The sequence below is a fragment of the Chamaesiphon sp. genome (assembly GCF_041737865.1).
GTDB lineage: Bacteria > Cyanobacteriota > Cyanobacteriia > Cyanobacteriales > Chamaesiphonaceae > Chamaesiphon.
Map to the genome: position 1 here is coordinate 34,290 of NZ_JBGSQZ010000176.1, position 18,289 is coordinate 52,578.

Consider the following 18,289-nt stretch of genomic DNA (forward strand, 5'->3'; position numbering starts at 1 on the left):
TCTTGGTTAAACCCACTAACCCCCTCTCCGCGCCCTCTGCGTCACCCGTTGGCGTAGCCTCCCTGAACGGGAATCGTGACGATTTTTTAACTAATATTAATTTTTTGTTAACAAAACGCAAAGAGAGTTCATACTTAGATTTAATTAAATCTAAAGATTCTTACTACCCAACTGAGCTGTCGATTGTGCAGTAGATGTTGCTTGTGTAGAGCGGAGTCGAGGTACGCCAACGAGAATGAATGTCAATCGATCGCTATCCAGCCAGTAATCCGCCAAGATCGCTACAGCTATTGCTGTTCCTTGATGAGCGTGCGACTAGTCACATCCACAATCAAGAAATCCGTGACAAGCTAGCGGTGCTCAAAGCCGAACATTCTTTCGAGCTACAAGTCATCGATGTCGGCAAACAGCCCGATTTAGCCGAACACTATCGGGTAATTGCCACGCCAGCACTACTCAAGCTCTATCCCGTCCCCCGTCAGATTTTAGCGGGTAGCAACTTGGGCGATCAAATCGATAATTGGTGGGAGCGTTGGCAAGAAGAGCTAGTTTCTGGAGAGGACGCGTCAAATAATTATGGTAATGGAAATTCAGATCGTCCGCCCACCGAGCAGCTACTATTAAGTGAGTCGATCGAGTATGTGAGTAAATTGATTAAACTCACTGATGAAGTTTTCACACTCAAACAAGAAAATCAAGAGTTACTCGATCGATTAAAGTTGCAAGATCGAGCGATGTCCGTATTGGCGCACGATCTCCGAAATCCTCTTACAGCAGCCGCTCTAGCCTTAGGAACTCTAGAAATCGTCCACAATCCGCAGGATTATCGTGCCAACTCTCTAGCTCCAGAAACGATCGCTAAACTGATCGAACGCGCACGGACTCAACTCCAATCGATCGATCGATTAGTAACTGATATTCTCCAACCGCGATCGACTACTACCGAATGCGAGCTTCGTCCCCAAAAAATCGATCTCACTCACCTAATTTCCGGCGTAATTGCTCAACTAGATTCTCAATCTCAAACCAAATCTCAAGCGATTACCACTGACATCCCTCAAGATATCCCATCTGTCTATGGCGATCTAGACAAACTGCATCAGGTGCTCACAAATCTATTAGACAATGCCATCAAATATACACCCGATCGCGGTCGCATCCATATCAGTGCCCTACATCGCACCGCTCAAACCATCCAAGTGAGCATCGCCGATAACGGTTTAGGCATCCCTGAAGAAAATCAAAAACGCATCTTCCAAGATCGGCATCGACTCGATCGCGATCTACTACAATCCGGCTACGGCATCGGTTTAGCCGTCTGTCAGCAAATCGTTCGCGCTCATTACGGTCAAATTTGGGTCGAATCTCCCCCTGGAAAGGGAAGTGTGTTTAATTTTACGTTATTAGTGCATCAGGGTTAGGTTTAAACAGTTGACAGTTGACAGTTGACAGTTGACAGCGAGCCGCTGCCGATGCGATCGTACAAGCAATAACTCCGAAGATTCAGGTTAACCTCCAACTAAAATTTAGGGTGGAGCGAACGCCGCACTCCGCTCCACACAAATCGAACCTTACGCAGGGGAGTTTGAGGGGCGGCGTTCCGCCTCTCAACGGGGGGTCTGGGGGTCGGTACCCCCAGATCCGGGTTCTGTCCACACTAGGAAAATTGCCACCCACAAATTCTCATCGTTTGCCGATGCGATCGCACAAGTAAAGCCTAAGATTCAACCGCAGGAATCCGCGCGATCCTGGCAGCCGATCGCAAAATCTGACCTGCTAAAATAGCAGCACCAAAGCCATTATCGATATTGACAACCCCCACCCCCGCCGCGCAACAATTGAGCATCGTTAATAATGGTGCAATCCCGCCAAAACTAGCCCCATAGCCAATACTAGTCGGCACAGCGATCGTCGGACAATCAGCCAAACCAGCCACCACACTAGGTAAAGCTCCCTCCATCCCCGCCACCACAATTAACACATCGGCATCATCGATAATCTGACGATTGCTCAACAGCCGATCGATCCCCGCCACCCCAACATCCCATAACCGCTTCACCTCAAAACCGCACAGACTAGCAGTACAAGCTGCTTCCTCAGCCACGGGTAAATCGGCTGTACCTGCCGTGAGAATGGTAATCTTACCTGGATGTATCGGTGTGACTTGCAGTGGTGCCAGAGCGCAAATTTGCGCCATTTCGTAATAGATCAGATCGGGAATGTGTTGGTGAAGTTCGGCAAAAACGGTAGGCGTAATCCGCGTCGCCATCACTACCGACTGTTGTTGGCGCATGACTTGGATGATTTTGATAATTTGCGCTGGGGTTTTACCCAAACCCCAAATTACTTCAGGGAAACCCGTCCGCCGTTGACGCGACAAATCGATCTTGGCAAATTCATCGATCGATTGGTATCCTAATGACTGGATTTTTACTAATGCTCGATCGGGTGTAATTGCTCCAGCAGCAACGGCTGTAAGTAGATCTTGAAGCGATTGTGACATAATCTCAGATATTTGCTGCACATAAGAATCAATCTTAGATTAACAGCATTATCAGCCAGTAGATCCACACCATTTTGTCCCAGTCGGTTTAGTCGCAAGTTTATTTAAACATATAAACTTGAGGAAATTGTGAGGATACCTGAAATTATTGTCTAATTCCAAAAAACATACCCAAGAGTAACCCAAAACCAATCCAGACATTTTCGCGAAACATTTGGGGATAAAAAGCGGGCGGAATTGTCGGTTTCTTGAGCCGGAGATATTGCCACAGCCAAGCCCCAGCAGCCATTCCCAGTGTCAGCCAAAAGATCGACCCCAAGCTCATAATTTGACCCATGTAGCCCAGTAAACCCACCGTCACGGCATAACAGAGTGCAGTTACTTCTGCCACGTATTTACCAAAAAATAGCGCACTGGAATTGACTCCAATCCGGCGATCGTCATCGCGATCGGACATCGCATACACAGTATCAAATCCCAACGTCCAAAAAATCGTCGCTCCCCACAAATACCAAGTCGGAGTAGCAATACTCGCCGTCACCATCGACCAGCTAATCAACACCGCAAATCCCCAGGCGATCGATAGTACCAATTGTGGAACGGGAAACACCCGCTTTGCCCCAGGATATAGCAAAATCACCGGAACGGCGGCCACACACAGCCAGAAAGTCAACGGATTGAGATATAGAGCCAAAATCGCCGCACAAATCAGCGAGACAATTAACACGCCGATGCCAGTCGCGATCGATAGCGACCTCGCCGCCAGGGGACGATTTTTGGTACGCTCTACATTCGGGTCGATATTCCGATCCCACAAATCGTTGACGACACACCCCGCCGCACTAGTCGCCAAAGTACCTAAAATAATCACGCCCAATAGTGGGAGCGGTGGATGCCCTTTGGCAGCTAGGCACAATCCCCACAGAGCGGGAATCATCAAAATTAACCTACCTGCGGGCTTATCCCAACGCAGGAGCCGGAATACAGTCAGCCAAGTTGGTTCTTTAGGGGGAAGGGTTGTCATAGATTACTGAGCTTGTCAAAGGGCGATGGAGCAGTCGAGAAAAATTGTGTGCACCTAATCCTCAACTATTTACTATCCACTATCTACTAGTCACTATTACCTAAAATTGCGAAATATCAAAAAAAACTCGCTTGACTCGATCCAGTTGCGTATAATCTTTAACAGAAAGCTTTTTTTCGCTAAATTTTTTTAAAAACTTTTCATACATTTACACAAAAATACTCGAAATGCCTCGAATACTAGTCGTCGATGATGATGCAGCGATCGCTGAAATAGTCTGTATTAACCTCGAAATGGCTGGATATGAGGTCAACCAATCACCTGACGGGATTCAAGGTCAGGCAATGGCGATCCAAATCCAACCAGATCTGATCGTGTTAGATTTGATGCTGCCAAAAGTTGATGGTTATACAGTTTGCCAACGATTACGCCGCGACGATCGCACCTCGGATATTCCCGTACTGATGCTGACGGCTCTGAGCCAAACCCAGAATAAGGTTGAAGGGTTCAATGCTGGTGCGGATGACTATCTCACCAAACCATTTGAAATCGAAGAGCTGCTGGCGCGTGTCCGCGCCCTCCTCCGCCGGACGGATCGGATTCCCCAAGCCGCAAAACACAGCGAAATTCTCAACTATGGCGAACTTACCCTAGTCCCAGAAAGATTTGAAGCAATTTGGCGACAAACCACGATCAAGCTGACTCACCTCGAATTTGAACTGTTGCACTGTTTACTCCAACGACACGGGCAAACAGTGTCGCCTAGTGAGATTCTCAAAGAGGTCTGGGGGTACGATCCAGATGATGATATTGAAACAATTCGCGTCCACATTCGCCACCTCCGCACCAAGATGGAACCCGATCCGCGTCGCCCCAAATATATCAAGACGATCTATGGTGCGGGTTATTGTCTAGAGCTTCAGAACGATCGCGAGGAAGAAAAAATCTCAGTTGGCTAATATATTTAGCTAGTTGCTTCCTCCGGCTAGATCGATCGGTGGTGGGAATTAGTCCGATCCAGATCTAAACAGACGTGGATTAGACTATGTAAAATTGGAGGGTATAGTTTCGATCGATAGTTCTTTGTCGAGGATGACTAGGGCGGCTTTAGTGGATGCGATCGAGTCTCCAATTCCGGTTAATCTAGTGCTAATATCGGTGAGTTTGCGATCTGTTCATTATCGATCGACAGTAGAGTGACACAAAGATGATCTGGAAATGGTAAGCTCAAATCAAAAGCGGTCGATTTAGCTTGAGGAGTACAGCGGTTCTCAGGAACATAGGGGACACTTGAAATTCTGTACCTCTTCCCAAATCAGGCTTTTGAAGATCGATGTACCCCATCAACCCGCAAACCGCTGTAACTAGTGGGAGTCAATCGCGATAAGGTAGATTTGTGGAAAGCTGATGTTGCCAGATCTGTCGATTTTTACAATGAATGGTTTATGGTTTTCGCGCCCAATGCATTTAGGGAAACTCGGATCGAAACCACTAAACGTGTTGAAAAGGCACTACTGCTCACTGAAAATTTGACGAATATTCGTCCTGAAACATTGCAGGCAAATCCTTCGGTGTTGCCAATGCTGAGAATGGCTACATGTCCACCGATTGCGCGAGATCGGTTGATTGGGCTGGCGGGTGTTTCGCCTAATCTTGTCAAAAGTATGGAAGATGAGCAGCGCATTCCACCAATGATGAAGGCTGCGGAACTGTTGGAACAATTAAATCGAATCGGCGATATTATCGAGCGAATGGCAGATCCAGATATTTTTGTATGGAAGCAGCGCAGCGACAATGGTACAACAGAAGAGGTTCATCGGGCATCAATAATTGTAGCCGATCGATTGTGTGGTGCCGTCGCTAATCCCATCATTCGGAATGCTCAGGAAAAACGCCAACTTGCAGCAATTAAGTCATGGCTGGAAGCAAGGGGTTATCGTGAGCTTGTTCTTGGTGATGCTAAAGATTTTCTGACTATGCCAGCGGGAACATTTTCATTTCGTTTTAATGTTCCGATTACGATGGATGGTGGTAAGAAAGTTAATATTCCGGTTGATGCGGTAATTATGAGAAAGAATGCCCAGCGGGGTGATTTTCCGGCACTATTTGAGGCAAAGTCGGCGGGAGACTTTACCAATACAAATAAGCGGAGAAAGGAAGAGGCTGTTAAGATCCAACAGCTTCGTAAAACCTACGGTAATCAGATCGCATTTGACTTATTTCTCTGTGGCTATTTTGATTCTGGTTACTTGGGGTATGAAGCGGCTGAAGGTATCGATTTGGTTTGGGAGCATCGGATTGAAGATTTAGCACAATTTGGGTTTTGAGTATGATATGTATCGAGGAAATAGAAGCTCAAAGGCAGATTATTCAGCGAGAAATCTATCTACTAAAAACCCAAGAACAACGCAATATTTTGGGGCAGTTTTCGACCCCAACGATCCTGGCTAATGATATTCTGCGGAATGCTTTAAAGCTAATGCCAACGGGTGAGAAAATTCGCTTTCTCGATCCAGCAATTGGTACTGGTGCTTTCTTCAGTGCGCTAAATAATAATGTTTGTTCGTCTACATGTATTGAATCTGCCACTGGATATGAAATAGATGAGCATTACGGAAAACCTGCTCTCGCTCTATGGTCGAAAAGTATTTTAGATTATCAGCTAAATGATTTTACAAAGGTACCTTCACCACTAAATGAGAGTGAAAAATTTAATTTAATTATTTGCAATCCACCATACGTTCGCCACCATCATATCAATGGGCAAAAAGAAAGATTGCATGTAGAGGCAATTGCTGCTGCTCATATGAAATTATCTGGTTTGGCTGGCTTGTACTGCTATTTTATGGCATTATCTCATCGGTGGATGCGATCGAATGGTATTGCTGTATGGTTGATACCGAGTGAATTTATGGATGTAAATTATGGTCGAGCTGTCAAGGAATATCTGCTGAATGAAGTAAGCCTTTTGCAAATTCATCGATTCGATCCCAAAGATGCTCAATTTGATGATGCTTTGGTTTCTTCTGCTGTTGTATGGTTTCAGAATAAGAAGCCAGATCTAAATCATCAAGTCAAGTTTACTTATGGTGGTTCAATCGAATCTCCCGCACATGAGAAAATGTTCAGTGCAGGCACATTGGAAAATGAAAATAAGTGGTCACGATTTCCGGTAAGCAATGAACGGGAAGTTTTAATTACTCCGAGACTAAGTGATTTTTTCTCAGTTAAACGTGGTATTGCAACGGGTGATAATAAGTATTTTATTTTAACGAAAAGCGATATTGAAAGTAAGGGTTTGCCAATATCTCAATTCAAACCGATCTTACCAAGTCCGCGACATCTTTCTGGGATAGAAGTAGAGTCTGATGATTTAGGCTATCCAGAGATCGATCCTCAGTTGTTCGTCCTCGATTGTAAGTTAGCTATTAGTGAAGTTAAACAGTTATATCCTGAGTTGTACGCATATCTTCAGATAGGAATTAGAACTGGAGTTGCCAATCGATATTTGTGCAAGAGTCGCAAGCTTTGGTATGCTCAAGAAAATCGGGCTGAGAGTCATTTCTACTGTACATATATGGGTAGATCTAACAAGAATGGTAAGAAGTCGTTTCGATTTATTCTAAATCATTCACAAGCGATCGTTGCTAATTCTTTATCCAAAGCCGGAAGTGGCGGCGGTTATCGCCAAAGATTCAGAAATGGTAGCAATATTCTTTGAAGCGTTGAATTCGATTACTGAGAAGGTGATGATTGATGAGGGGAGAGTATATGGTGGTGGGATGCACAAGCTAGAGCCGAGGGAGCTTGCTAATGTTCCAGCTCCTGAAATACTAAGATCGATCTCCCAGAGGTTTAACTTAGAACTAGAGAGGATATTGGGGTGATATTTTGGGCATATCTCCTCCTCTAATCCACTCTAGCATTAGATAGGGATGGACGATTTGGAGGCTGTGGGCTGATGAATAGTAAATAGCATGACGATCGGGAATCTCTATTTTAGTATCTCGATTGACTATAAAATCTTTGAAATTAGCTGTAACCAAAAAATCTGCTCTGCCAGCAATTGCGGTTTCTAAGACATGAGCGTCCTCTGTGTCTCTGATCCCAATTACCCCAGTTCCACCTAGAGTTAATTGTGCCCCCAGTTTTGCATATTCTTCGATCGCAGATACATATGCATCGGCTGTTTCGATGCTTAAACCTAGATACTCGACAATCACCGATTTCAGTTCATCGAGCATTCCCAAGGAAATAATAAGATTGACTACCCCGACAGGCGAAGAACCACTTCTGACGATTTCAACCAAATACTGAGAGCCTGTATTCGTTCGCCCTTTGCGATCTGCAAGTAGAGCAGCAACCCAAATATTCAGATCCAGACACAACCGCAACATTCTATTTCCGCTTGGTTATTTCAACCGCAGCAGCCAGAAAATCATCTTCTGTATTCAAGGGTTCTAGGTGTTCGATCTGCATTTGCTCTATCACTTGGATATGCGCAGCTTGATACTGGGCATCAATGATAGTTCGAGCAATACGAGAAGACTGTTTCTCCAGTGTTGTAGCAGAACTATGATTAATTGGTTGAGGATGTAAAGTCACAGCGGAGTTTAAGTTGATAATAGTTGCAGCAACTACGACACCTACCTGTACCGGAAATCTATAGTAAAAGCTACTAGTATAAGCTTTGTTACCTTGTCCTGTAGCTGATAATGGAAAGACATCATTTGATTTTATTTCTGTACTAAATGTCATATTCTCACCTCTTTTTCACGATCGGAAATCAGTGTTTGGAATTTATCCCAAATAATATCATGTGCTTTATCTGCCCAACTTGAAATTTTATTAACATCCCATGATTGCTGTGGCAAATTAAGAGATACATCTAAATCTAATATTAAGTCTTTTGGTGCTGCCGGAAATTGTATATTTATTGCCTGCAACATTCCTTCATCATTGATTTTATTTATTTCTTGAATCTGAAGTAGTTGAGTTTTAGAAACATCCATATTATTAAAGGGAAGATTGATGTTTAAAACTGTTGATGGATCTTCAACATTAGAGAATTTATTAATATAACGTAAACCTAACCTAGTAAAGCTTGATATGTTAATGAAATTTTCGGATCCGATTAATATTTTTTGAATACTATCTAAAAAATTAGAAAAGCCGTTATATCTAATAGAGTTAATACTAAGTACATCAGACCCAGTTTGAAACAATAAAGATTCATCTTCTGATATGAAACGATGCTTAACTAACCCTGCCAATTCAATCATCTCAGGAAGATCGGCATGAAGCTTTAGAGTTGTAGGAAAGTCTCCCTTCTGAGAAATTGCCATGCCTCCAGCAAAAAGTGCGTAATCGGCGATGGAAGGAAAGCGGATTTCAAAAACGGCTTCCTGCAACGGAGCATTGCGCCAAGGTTTATGATTTTTCACTATCTTTAACCATTGCCATATTAATAGGTGGTGATATTTCTAGTTTAGTCGATCTTAACCGCAAACTTAGCAGGTCATTAGCAACCTCAGCTATTGTACCCAAACTCAGTCCGACTATTAACACCCAGCACAAAAGGATTTCTGATTCTCCTAGCTCATCAGCCTTTAAGCCGAAGTCTTGAGATTGATGCCCAATACCTGAGTATAAGCTCCCCGTGCTTGCGTCACCCCGATCGTCCTGTCGGCCGCTTCAATCATCGGACGACGCAGACTCACGACTAGAAACTGGGCTTGATTGGCTTGTTTGCGAATCATCTTCGAGAGGCGTTCCACATTCGCCCCATCTAGGAACATATCGACCTCATCGAAGGCGTAGAAGGGCGATGGACGGTAGCGTTGGAGGGCAAAGATAAAACTTAGCGCGGTGAGGGATTTCTCGCCCCCAGACATGGATGAGAGGCGTTGGACGGGTTTGCCTTTGGGGTGGGCGACGAGGTTTAAACCACCACTGAAGGGATCTTCAGGGTTTTCTAATTGGAGGAAGCCGTCACCGTCAGAGAGTTCGGCAAAGATATCTTGGAAGTTGAGGTTGACGGCATCAAAGGCTTCGCTGAAGGCTTGGAAACGCAGGGTGGTGAAGTTTTCGATCCGCAATAGGAGTTCCATACTTTCGGCTTCCAAGGTGCCGAGTTTGTCGCTGAGTTCTTGGAGGCGATTGTTGGTTTCTTCGTAGGCTTCGAGGGCGAGCATGTTGACGGGTTCCATCCCTTCCATCCGTTTTTGGAGCAGGCGAATTTGGGATTGGAGGGAGGCGAGATATTCGTCGGTTTGGGATTCGGGGGGGAGTTCGGGAAGTTCGGCGGGGAGTTCGGTGCGTTGGGTGGCGATTTGGATAATCAGGTTATCGATTTCGGTTTGGCGTTGCTGTTGGAGTTGGGTGAGTTTTTGTTGCTCCCACTGCAATTCTTGGAGGTTGAGGTGGAGTTGACGGAGTTTGGCTTCGGCTTTGTCGCGCTGTTGTTTGTCGGTGCCGAGTTCTTTGTCGAGGATGACTAGGGCGGCTTTGGTGGTGGCGATCGAGTCGCCAATTCCAGCTAGTCTAGTCCTAATATCGATGAGTTTGCGATCGAGTGTCCCAATCTGTTCGATATATTCTGAAGTACGGCGTTGATTTTCAGAGATTTTTTCAGTTAAGATACTGCGGTGTCGATCGATCTCTTGGAGTTTTTGCTCGACGCTGGTTAATGCTTGTTGGCGTTGTTGGAGTTGTTGTTCGAGCGATTTGATCTCGGTTTGGATGGCTTGCCAATCGCTATGTACGCCTGATTTTTCGAGTTCGGCGAGTTCGGCGTGATGTTCGGCGAGGTTGGCTTCTTGGGCGGGTAAGGTTTGTTCTAGGGCGGTAAGATTGGTGATGGTGAGATCTAGATCTTGCTGGTTTTTAAAAATCTGCTGCTGGAGTTGGGTTTGTTGACTGGTTAATTGGGTGATTTCCTGTTGATTGCGATCGAAATTGAGCTTAATTTCCCGTTGATTTTGGCGGGTATCGGCGACGGCGGTACTTAGTTGACGTAGTTCGGTGTTGCTTTTGTTGACGACTTCGATGCTGACTTGCAATATCTGTTCGATTTGGGCGAGTCGCTGTTGGAGGGTGCGGACTTCGGCGGATTCACTCGCATCGGCTGTACCAAAGTGGAGGGTGGATTTTTGGGAGATATTTCCCCCTGTCATCGCGCCGCTGGCTTCGAGCAATTCGCCGTCGAGGGTAACGATTCGATGTTTGCCTAATAAACTCCGCGCTCGATCGAGTCTGTCGAATACTATTGTCCCACCAAATACATAATTAAAGATATTTTCATACTCGCGATCGAAGTCTACTAAATTAACTGCATAGTCGATGAAACCTTGGGTCGATCTTAACGAGGCATTCTCGCGTAATGGCTGCGGATTAATCTTATTTAATGGTAGAAATGTCGCTCGTCCACCGCGCTTTTGTTTGAGGATTTCGATCGCGCGGGATGCTACGCCATCATCTTCGACGACTAAGTTGCCGAGCCTCGCCCCTGCGGAGATTTCTAGAGCTAATTGATAAGCTGGATCGACTTTACCTAATTGGGCGACTAAGCCATGTACGCCAGGGATTTTGGCTTCTTGGATAATCTTGGTTGCGAAGGTGCCTTGTGCTTCTTGTTGGACTTGATTCTGGGCTTCTAATTTATCGACTAATCGCTGTTTATCCCGCTGTTCTTGTAATAGTCGTTTTTGGGTTTCTAGTTGAGTATCAACATTAGTTTGAACGGCGGTAAGTTTATTTTCTAATACTGCTAATTCGCCAGTCGATTGCGCGAGTTTATCTTGTAATTGGGTGACTTTATTTTGATTCGCTATTAGTTCGGGGCTAACGGTTGCCAAGCGATCGGTTTCTTCAGATATTTTTGCAGCTAACTGACTGCGACGTTCGGTCAGTTGTGCTTGAGCCGTGCGCTGTTTACTTAATAATTGAAGCGTGGTTTCGATCTGCCGACTAACTTGGGTTTGTTCCTCTACCCAAGCCGTAGATGCGGATGCGATCGAGCTAGCTTTTTCTTTAGTTAATCCTAACTGATATTGAGTATCATCGCGATCGATCTTTAGTTTCGCCAACTGGGTAGTTTCTAACTGCTGTTGTGTGCTAGTTAAACTTTTAAACTCGCCCTCATAATTAGCTAATTGTGTAGCAGATTGCTGTTGATTAGTATGAGTATTCGCGCGATTTATAGTTAGCTCTTGTTGCTGCTGAACTAGTTGATGTTGCTCCGCTTGCTGCGTCGCCAATTCCGCTTGAGCCGCTAATAATTTCTCTTCACCCAATGCCCGCACACAAGCATTCAACCGCTCTACTTCTGTAGTTGTCGTGCCGATCTCACCTTGAAGATCGATTACTTGTCGATCCAATTCAACCAGAGCAACTTTTCCCTTAGCTAAATCCGCCTGAATATTCGACTGCTTCTGTTGCAGATTCTTCCACTTTAAAACCACCTCCTCCACAGACTTCTGTTGAAATTCCGTCCGCAATCTTTGGTACTTTTCAGCCTTAATTTTATCCTGCGCTAATCTGTCCCGTTGAGCCACCAATTCTGTGGCAACAATATTGCATTTCTCGACCTTTTCCTTCACCTCATCCAGTGTACTCTTTGCTCGATCGATCTTGCGATCGAATGCCGCCACCCCCGCCAACTCATCAATAATCTCCCGCCGCTCCTTGTTATTCATCGAGATGATGCTGGTGACATCCCCCTGCAACACCACATTATAGCCCTCAGGATAAATCCGCAGCGCATTCAATTGGTCGTGCAACTCCGCGAGATTGCAAGCCTCCCCATTAATCGAATAATTCGACGTATAACCACCCTGAGCATTCACCCGCAGCCGCCGCGTCACCACCCACTCATTCGCCAACCGTTGCTTCGGCGGAGCTGGCGACAGACTACTAATATCGACGATCTTAACTTCTGGTGCTGGCTCATCCCCATTATCCAGATCGAAAGTCACCGTCACAATCGCCTCAGACACGCCCTTAGTCGATCGATCGTGATTTACCAAATCCGGCAATCGTTCCGCCCGCATCCCCTTGGAACTAGCCAATCCGAGACAAAATAACAGCGCGTCGAGAATATTCGACTTACCCGAACCATTCGGCCCTGACACCACAGTAAATCCAGGTAAAATCGGGACTTTAGTAGTACCACCGAAGGATTTGAAATGGGACAGTTCTACCTGTTTGATGTGTACCATAAGTTTTAGCTGCATCCCTTGGCGGCACGAGTCCGCATTTTCCCAAGAGATTATCTTAGCAGACTCTCGTCCGTTTGTGGGTTTGAGGGATTCGAGCGGGGATAATGTAGAATAGGCTCGAACAAAGTCTGGAGATAAATAATTGCCGACACCGAGCCAGATGCTTGATGGTACCCCATACCTACGCCTCCAATCCGCAAGCGGATTGATTGGCTAAGGCAGGGGATTCATGCACAGTCCATAGGCGGACTCGCAAAGGTGTCATCAAGGCACCACTACCAACTCCCCGAAGGCATAGCCCCAAGGTTGTCGCTACTTTCCTAATTATGTTCGCCGCACCGTTTTATATATTATAAATATATAAATACTAACAACAACAACAGCGTGACTAAATACTAGCATTTCTACAACGTTATGTAAACCACATGTATTTTATTTCTTTACTGTTAACTATGATATAGTCAGTACATCTCCACTAAACAGACAATGAAGGTACAGAAAGGACTAATCCCCAACTCTCACCAGCTCATCTGGATGGTGCTAGACGGGGATTATCTGCCCGTGGAACCTATCCAAAAGTATCTCAACTATCTGGATAGCCTCCAACGCTCTCACAATACGATTGCTGCCTATGCTCATAACCTCAAGCTGTACTGGGAGTTTCTAGAAGACAATCGACAGGACTGGAGAGAAATCACCCTAGAAACCCTTTCTTATTTTATCCATTGGCTCAGAAACCCAAACAGAGGGGTTATTTCCATCGAGCCGCAGATTTCCAAGCGATCGGAGAAGACCATCAATCACTGCTTGACCACGGTATCCGCCTTCTACGAGTTTCACGAACGGCTGGGCACATTTGCAGGGGTTGAAACCTATCGCTACCAACTCCAGCCAGGACGAAAGTACAAATCCTTCCTCCACCATATTAGCAAGGGGAAAGAGGTCAAGACCCGACTGCTCAAAGTCAAAGAGCCGAAAACCTTCCCTGGCTGCTTGAGTGCCGAACAAGTTAATACCCTAGTCGAAGCCTGTAGCAATCTGCGCGATAAATTCCTCATCCGATTACTTTACGAGAGTGGATTGAGAATTGGCGAAGCATTGGGGTTGAGGCATGAAGATATGGTGACAGGCAATAACAACGAAATTAAGGTCGTACCTAGAGTAGATAACATCAACTTTGTGAGGGCGAAGGGTGGAGTAGAACGGATCGTTCACGTCAATAAAGAGTTGATGCAGTGGTACTCTGCCTATCTAATTGATGAGTATCCCGACGATCTCGATTGTGACTTTGTATTTGTGGTGACTAAAGCTCCTGGTAAAGGGGAAATAGGCAATCCACTTAGCTATCAGACCGTTAACAGTTTGTTTAGAAGACTGTCCAAGAAGACGGGAATAGAAGTCAATCCCCATCTGCTCAGACACACCCACGCAACGGAATTGATTCGAGCAGGATGGGATATGTCCTACGTTCAAAAGCGATTGGGTCATGCTGATATTCAGACCACAGTTAATACCTACGTTCATCTATCTAATGAAGATCTGATGAATGAGTACAACAAGTATTTAGAACAACGGGAGTTAGTTGAATGACAGTTGAAAAGCAGATAGAAGAATTGTTAAATCCTCCGCTTCAACTTCAGGTATTGCATCAAAGTAGTCCAACTACAGAACAAGAGAGTCAAACACAGTTAGATCTTGATATAGAGGAAAAAGTATGCTGTCCTAAATGTGATAGTAAGGCGTTGTATAAACGCGGATTTTCAAGACATGGAGAACAACAATATAACTGCAAAAAGTGTAATCATTGGTTCTATCCAGATGCAAAATGGAAGATTTTTGAGAAGGACAAAACGATTGCTTGCCCTCACTGTAGTAGCAATGATTGTTTCAGAAGGGGTAAAGAGGAAAATGGAACTCAAAACTATAGCTGTAAGGATTGTAATAAATATTTTTGCGTTCATCCAAGATTAGATAAAGAAGGAAGAGAGATTGTATGTCCTCAATGTAATAGCATAAAATATTGGTTGAATGGTATCGTTTCAAAAAAGCAGCAGTATCGATGTAAAGATTGTCGGCGTACATATATTTTAAACGCTTTTGGTAGAGACGATTTGAACCTGGATAATATAAGTTGCCGATGGTGCAATAGTAAAAATTTTGTACGTCGCGGCGTAGGCAAAACGAAAAAGCAAAAGTGTGTATGTAAAGACTGTAAAAAACAATTTACAGTAGGAGCAGAAAGACCAGATATTTTGTATGCCCCTCAAGACTTTGATTTTGAACATGATGTCTGGACAGCTAATCATTTAGGCTATGAAGATGGAATCCATCACCACTACAAACTCAACTTCTCTTATATCAAACAGTCTTGGCTCAAATATTACTCCAAGAAATTTATACTTTACCTGTCTAGCACTAGATTAGCGTTTGCCACTCTAATTGGTAAAGTAGGATACATAAATGTTTTTTCTAGATTTCTTTTAGGACAAGGCTACAACCAAGAGTTTGAGGAAATAAACAGGATTTTAATAATAGATTATCTTGCATATTTAAAAATCAACAAATACTCTTACTCCCAATATACGCATTGTATCTCAACTCTTAAAACCTTATTTGAAACAGGAACTTTTAACCACTGGTTTATTATTGAACCTGCTTTAATTAGACCAGAAGATTGGGCTAAGAAGCCTAAGCACAATCCGCGATATATTCCAGAATATGTAATGAAGCAAGTTGCCCAACATATAGAGCATTTACCCGAACCTGTGATGCGGATGCTATTGGTTGATATAGAATGTGGCTTTAGGATTGGAGAACTAACTAGGCTGAAATTAGATTGCTTAAAATCTGATGGTAAGGAAGGTTGGTACATTCAGTATCAAATGTATAAGATGAACAAGGAACATACCAAGCCTATTAGTAACGAATTAGCTAAAGTCATTAAAGAACAACAAATTTATATTAAGCAATTGTTCGGAACTAGCTTCTCTTCTTTGTTTTGTGGTAGGGCTAGAGGACATAGCAAAGGAAAGGATAAAGGCAAATTTATTCCTGTTAAGCAGATAATGTCTGCACAAGCTTTTGGTAGATATTTAAATAGATTATCTCTAGATTTTAAGATAAAGGACAGTTCAGACAATATCTGGAATTTTCAGACACATCAATTTAGACATACAGTAGGTACTCGGATGATTAATGCTGGTGTTCCCCAGCATATTATCCAAAAATATTTAGGGCATGAGTCGCCAGAAATGACTATGCGTTATGCCCACATTCATGACCATATCCTCCGTAAAGAAATGGAGAAATACCATGAAACAAGAGTAACTAACTTTCAAGGTGAAACTGTCATGCTAGAGGAAACTATACTATCCGCTGACAACGATCTCGAATGGTTTACCAAAAACATTCAAGCCAGGGCGTTAGAACATGGCTATTGTGGTAGACCTAAGCTTCTAGGTAATTGTGATATCCCAGGTTTTGATGGCTGTTACAATTGCCCACATTGGCGGACTAATAAACACTTTTTGCCTGTTCTCAGAGACACCCTAGAGCGAACATCTAAAGTTATAGAAAAAGCTCGTAACTGTGGATGGGAATTACAGGTTACGAAAAACGAACCCATCCAACATAATCTAGCAAAAGTCATCGCATCTTTGGAGGTAAGTAGCGATGAGTAGAAAGATTGAAGCTCTACAGGAAGCTGCTGCTTTAAAGGCTCAAGAAGCCACCGAACGGGTAGAGAAAGCTCTCGAACGGATGCTCAAGCAAAACCAGAAAATTAACTTTCAAACTATATCGCATTCGGCTAATGTTTCTACTGCCTATCTGTACAAGTACCCAGAACTAAAAAACCGCATCATCACTTTACGCGACCAGCAAAAGAATCAAGCCAAGCCCAAGCAAGCTCCTATTGCTTCCGACAACTCTAAAACGGTAATAATTAATACTCTGCGGGAAGAGACAAAAAGACTTAGGGTAGAGATGTCTGAACTCCGTCGGGCTAATGAAGCAATAACAGGTAGGCTTCACCAAGTCCAAGGTTCTAACGACTTAACCGAACAATTGAAGAAAGAAAATGAATCTCTAAAAATACGGATACAAAATCTCATTGAACAGTTAAAAGCCTATGAAGGTATAAGTTCAGGCTCAATAGCTCAAAGCAACGTTACACCAATCGGTCAAGGTGCTAAATCATCTGTCAGTACCGCAATCAAAACTGAACTAGAACAGCTAAATATATCCCTCAACAGTACTCTAACCAAAAGAATAAAAGCCGCGACCGAGGAACGAGTCTTAGCCGCCATCACTGCATTAAAAGACCAACTAACTAGAGGTGAAGTTACTAATCCTGGTGGTTGGTTAGCTGCTGCTATTCAAGATGGGTGGACAGTGGCAGAACCAATTAGTCCATCTCAACCACAGCAAAGGGAGATATTCACTGTGTTAGTCGAACCACAACCGACGACTAAATTAGTCTCCTTAGACAAGCTCAAAACATTAAACAATATCTTCAATAACGATGATTGATAAATTACCACCATTGAACATCGAAGTTGAGGAAAACATTCTAGGTGGAGTGCTACTAGATCCTCACGCCATCTTGCGAGTTGTCGATATCCTTAGCCCTGAAGCTTTCTATATTGAATCGCATCAAGTTATCTATCAAGCGATATTAGACCTTTACGCGCAGCAAAAGCCAACAGATATGCTGGCTGTCAGCAGTTGGCTCAAAGACCATAAGCTGTTAAAGAAGACAGGTGGGGAAGCTAAATTAGTTCAACTGTTGGAACGGACGGTTAGTGCTGTTAACATCGACCATTTAGCACGTCTCGTTCAGGAGAAGTACCAACGTCGTCAACTAATTGCCACTACTCAATCGATTACCGATCTGGCTTATGACACTGCCACTCCCATTGATTCAGTGATGGAGCAAGCGGAGGAGAAAATATTCAACATCAGTACCAATAAAGCAGATCGCTTTAAACCAGAAACTATTGAAAGTTGTCTGATTGATGTGTTCAATCAAATCAGTCAAGATTCACCTCCCCTGTACCCGACAGGATTGAGAGATCTAGATGGAATGATTGGGGGTTTGGTCAAGCAAGACCTAATCGTAATTGGTGCTAGGGCTTCGATGGGTAAAACTTGGCTGGGGTGTTATCTAGCTAATTATCTAGCTACTACTCAACAGCAGGCAGTAGTCTTCTTCAGTGCGGAGATGTCTAAGTCTCAGTTGACTAAGCGGTTTTTAGCAATGCACTCTGGTATTGATTCACAGCGGTTAATTAGGAATGAGATCTACGAGCATGAATATGAAGAATTGGTGGCTGGGTTGGAGAAATTAAAGCAACTACCGTTAATTATTGATGATACTCCTGCTGGCATTCAAAATCCCTCACGAATGCGCTCTGCACTCAGAAGGGTTAAATCCGAGCGAGGTAATTTGGGATTAGTGGTGATGGATTATATTCAAAAGTTAGGCGATAGAGCCGCAGGTAATCGAGCGCAAGCAGTGGGTAAACTCTCTGGAGCCTTCAAGGA

At 44.0% G+C, this 18,289-nt stretch carries 14 protein-coding genes; 8 read left to right on the plus strand and 6 right to left on the minus strand.

The genetic code is table 11. The features are described from left to right. The first annotated feature begins 239 nt into the window (after positions 1-239). A complete protein-coding gene (locus ACEW9J_RS13355; RefSeq protein ID WP_373545605.1) occupies positions 240-1,421 on the plus strand; it encodes a histidine kinase in 1,182 nt (393 codons plus the stop codon). Positions 1,422-1,717: 296 nt separating this feature from the next. Here the strand turns inward: ACEW9J_RS13355 and larB are convergent, their stop codons facing one another. Continuing rightward, positions 1,718-2,503 carry a nickel pincer cofactor biosynthesis protein LarB gene (gene larB / locus ACEW9J_RS13360; protein ID WP_373545606.1) on the minus strand — a complete coding sequence of 262 codons (786 nt, stop codon included), beginning with the start codon at positions 2,501-2,503 and terminating at the stop codon, positions 1,718-1,720. A 145-nt stretch (positions 2,504-2,648) separates the two neighbouring features. Further along, complete coding sequence (locus ACEW9J_RS13365; protein ID WP_373545607.1) at positions 2,649-3,527, minus strand: 4-hydroxybenzoate solanesyltransferase; 879 nt, start codon at positions 3,525-3,527, stop codon at positions 2,649-2,651. A 227-nt stretch (positions 3,528-3,754) separates the two neighbouring features. Here ACEW9J_RS13365 and ACEW9J_RS13370 point away from each other — a divergent pair, with 227 nt between their 5' ends. The 3 genes from ACEW9J_RS13370 to ACEW9J_RS13380 all read left to right on the plus strand — a co-directional run bounded on the left by ACEW9J_RS13370 (position 3,755) and on the right by ACEW9J_RS13380 (position 7,248). Beyond that, positions 3,755-4,486 (plus strand): response regulator transcription factor, encoded by a 732-nt coding sequence (locus tag ACEW9J_RS13370; protein ID WP_373545608.1) that lies wholly within the window; start codon positions 3,755-3,757, stop codon positions 4,484-4,486. 408 nt (positions 4,487-4,894) lie between these two features. Next, positions 4,895-5,854 carry a XamI family restriction endonuclease gene (locus tag ACEW9J_RS13375; protein WP_373545609.1) on the plus strand — a complete coding sequence of 320 codons (960 nt, stop codon included), beginning with the start codon at positions 4,895-4,897 and terminating at the stop codon, positions 5,852-5,854. A 2-nt stretch (positions 5,855-5,856) separates the two neighbouring features. Beyond that, positions 5,857-7,248, plus strand: a complete 1,392-nt coding sequence (locus ACEW9J_RS13380; protein WP_373545610.1) for an Eco57I restriction-modification methylase domain-containing protein — start codon at positions 5,857-5,859, stop codon at positions 7,246-7,248. Positions 7,249-7,393: 145 nt separating this feature from the next. Here ACEW9J_RS13380 and ACEW9J_RS13385 read toward each other — a convergent pair whose 3' ends face one another. The 4 genes from ACEW9J_RS13385 to smc all read right to left on the minus strand — a co-directional run bounded on the left by ACEW9J_RS13385 (position 7,394) and on the right by smc (position 12,745). Then, positions 7,394-7,924, minus strand: coding sequence for a putative toxin-antitoxin system toxin component, PIN family (locus tag ACEW9J_RS13385; protein ID WP_373545611.1), 531 nt, complete (start codon positions 7,922-7,924; stop codon positions 7,394-7,396). Between the two features lies 1 nt (position 7,925). Then, positions 7,926-8,285 (minus strand): hypothetical protein, encoded by a 360-nt coding sequence (locus ACEW9J_RS13390; protein WP_373545612.1) that lies wholly within the window; start codon positions 8,283-8,285, stop codon positions 7,926-7,928. Continuing rightward, positions 8,282-8,971, minus strand: coding sequence for a TIGR04255 family protein (locus ACEW9J_RS13395; protein WP_373545613.1), 690 nt, complete (start codon positions 8,969-8,971; stop codon positions 8,282-8,284). Before ACEW9J_RS13395 ends, ACEW9J_RS13390 begins: the two co-directional genes overlap by 4 nt. A 165-nt stretch (positions 8,972-9,136) precedes the next feature. Beyond that, positions 9,137-12,745: a chromosome segregation protein SMC gene (gene smc, locus ACEW9J_RS13400; protein WP_373545620.1), complete on the minus strand. Its 3,609-nt coding sequence runs from the start codon at positions 12,743-12,745 to the stop codon at positions 9,137-9,139. Between the two features lie 486 nt (positions 12,746-13,231). Between smc and ACEW9J_RS13405 the strand changes: the two genes are divergently transcribed. From ACEW9J_RS13405 to ACEW9J_RS13420, 4 genes are all read left to right on the plus strand, one after another. Next, a complete protein-coding gene (locus ACEW9J_RS13405) occupies positions 13,232-14,335 on the plus strand; it encodes a tyrosine-type recombinase/integrase (RefSeq protein ID WP_373545614.1) in 1,104 nt (367 codons plus the stop codon). After that, on the plus strand, positions 14,332-16,425 hold the full coding sequence (locus tag ACEW9J_RS13410) for a tyrosine-type recombinase/integrase (protein WP_373545615.1): 2,094 nt from the start codon (positions 14,332-14,334) through the stop codon (positions 16,423-16,425). The genes ACEW9J_RS13405 and ACEW9J_RS13410 overlap by 4 nt, the downstream gene beginning before the upstream one ends. Next, positions 16,418-17,275: a DUF6262 family protein gene (locus tag ACEW9J_RS13415; protein WP_373545616.1), complete on the plus strand. Its 858-nt coding sequence runs from the start codon at positions 16,418-16,420 to the stop codon at positions 17,273-17,275. The genes ACEW9J_RS13410 and ACEW9J_RS13415 overlap by 8 nt, the downstream gene beginning before the upstream one ends. Next, positions 17,268-18,289 (plus strand): replicative DNA helicase (locus tag ACEW9J_RS13420; RefSeq protein ID WP_373545617.1); only part of this gene is annotated, 1,022 nt, incomplete at its 3' end. The genes ACEW9J_RS13415 and ACEW9J_RS13420, both read left to right, overlap by 8 nt.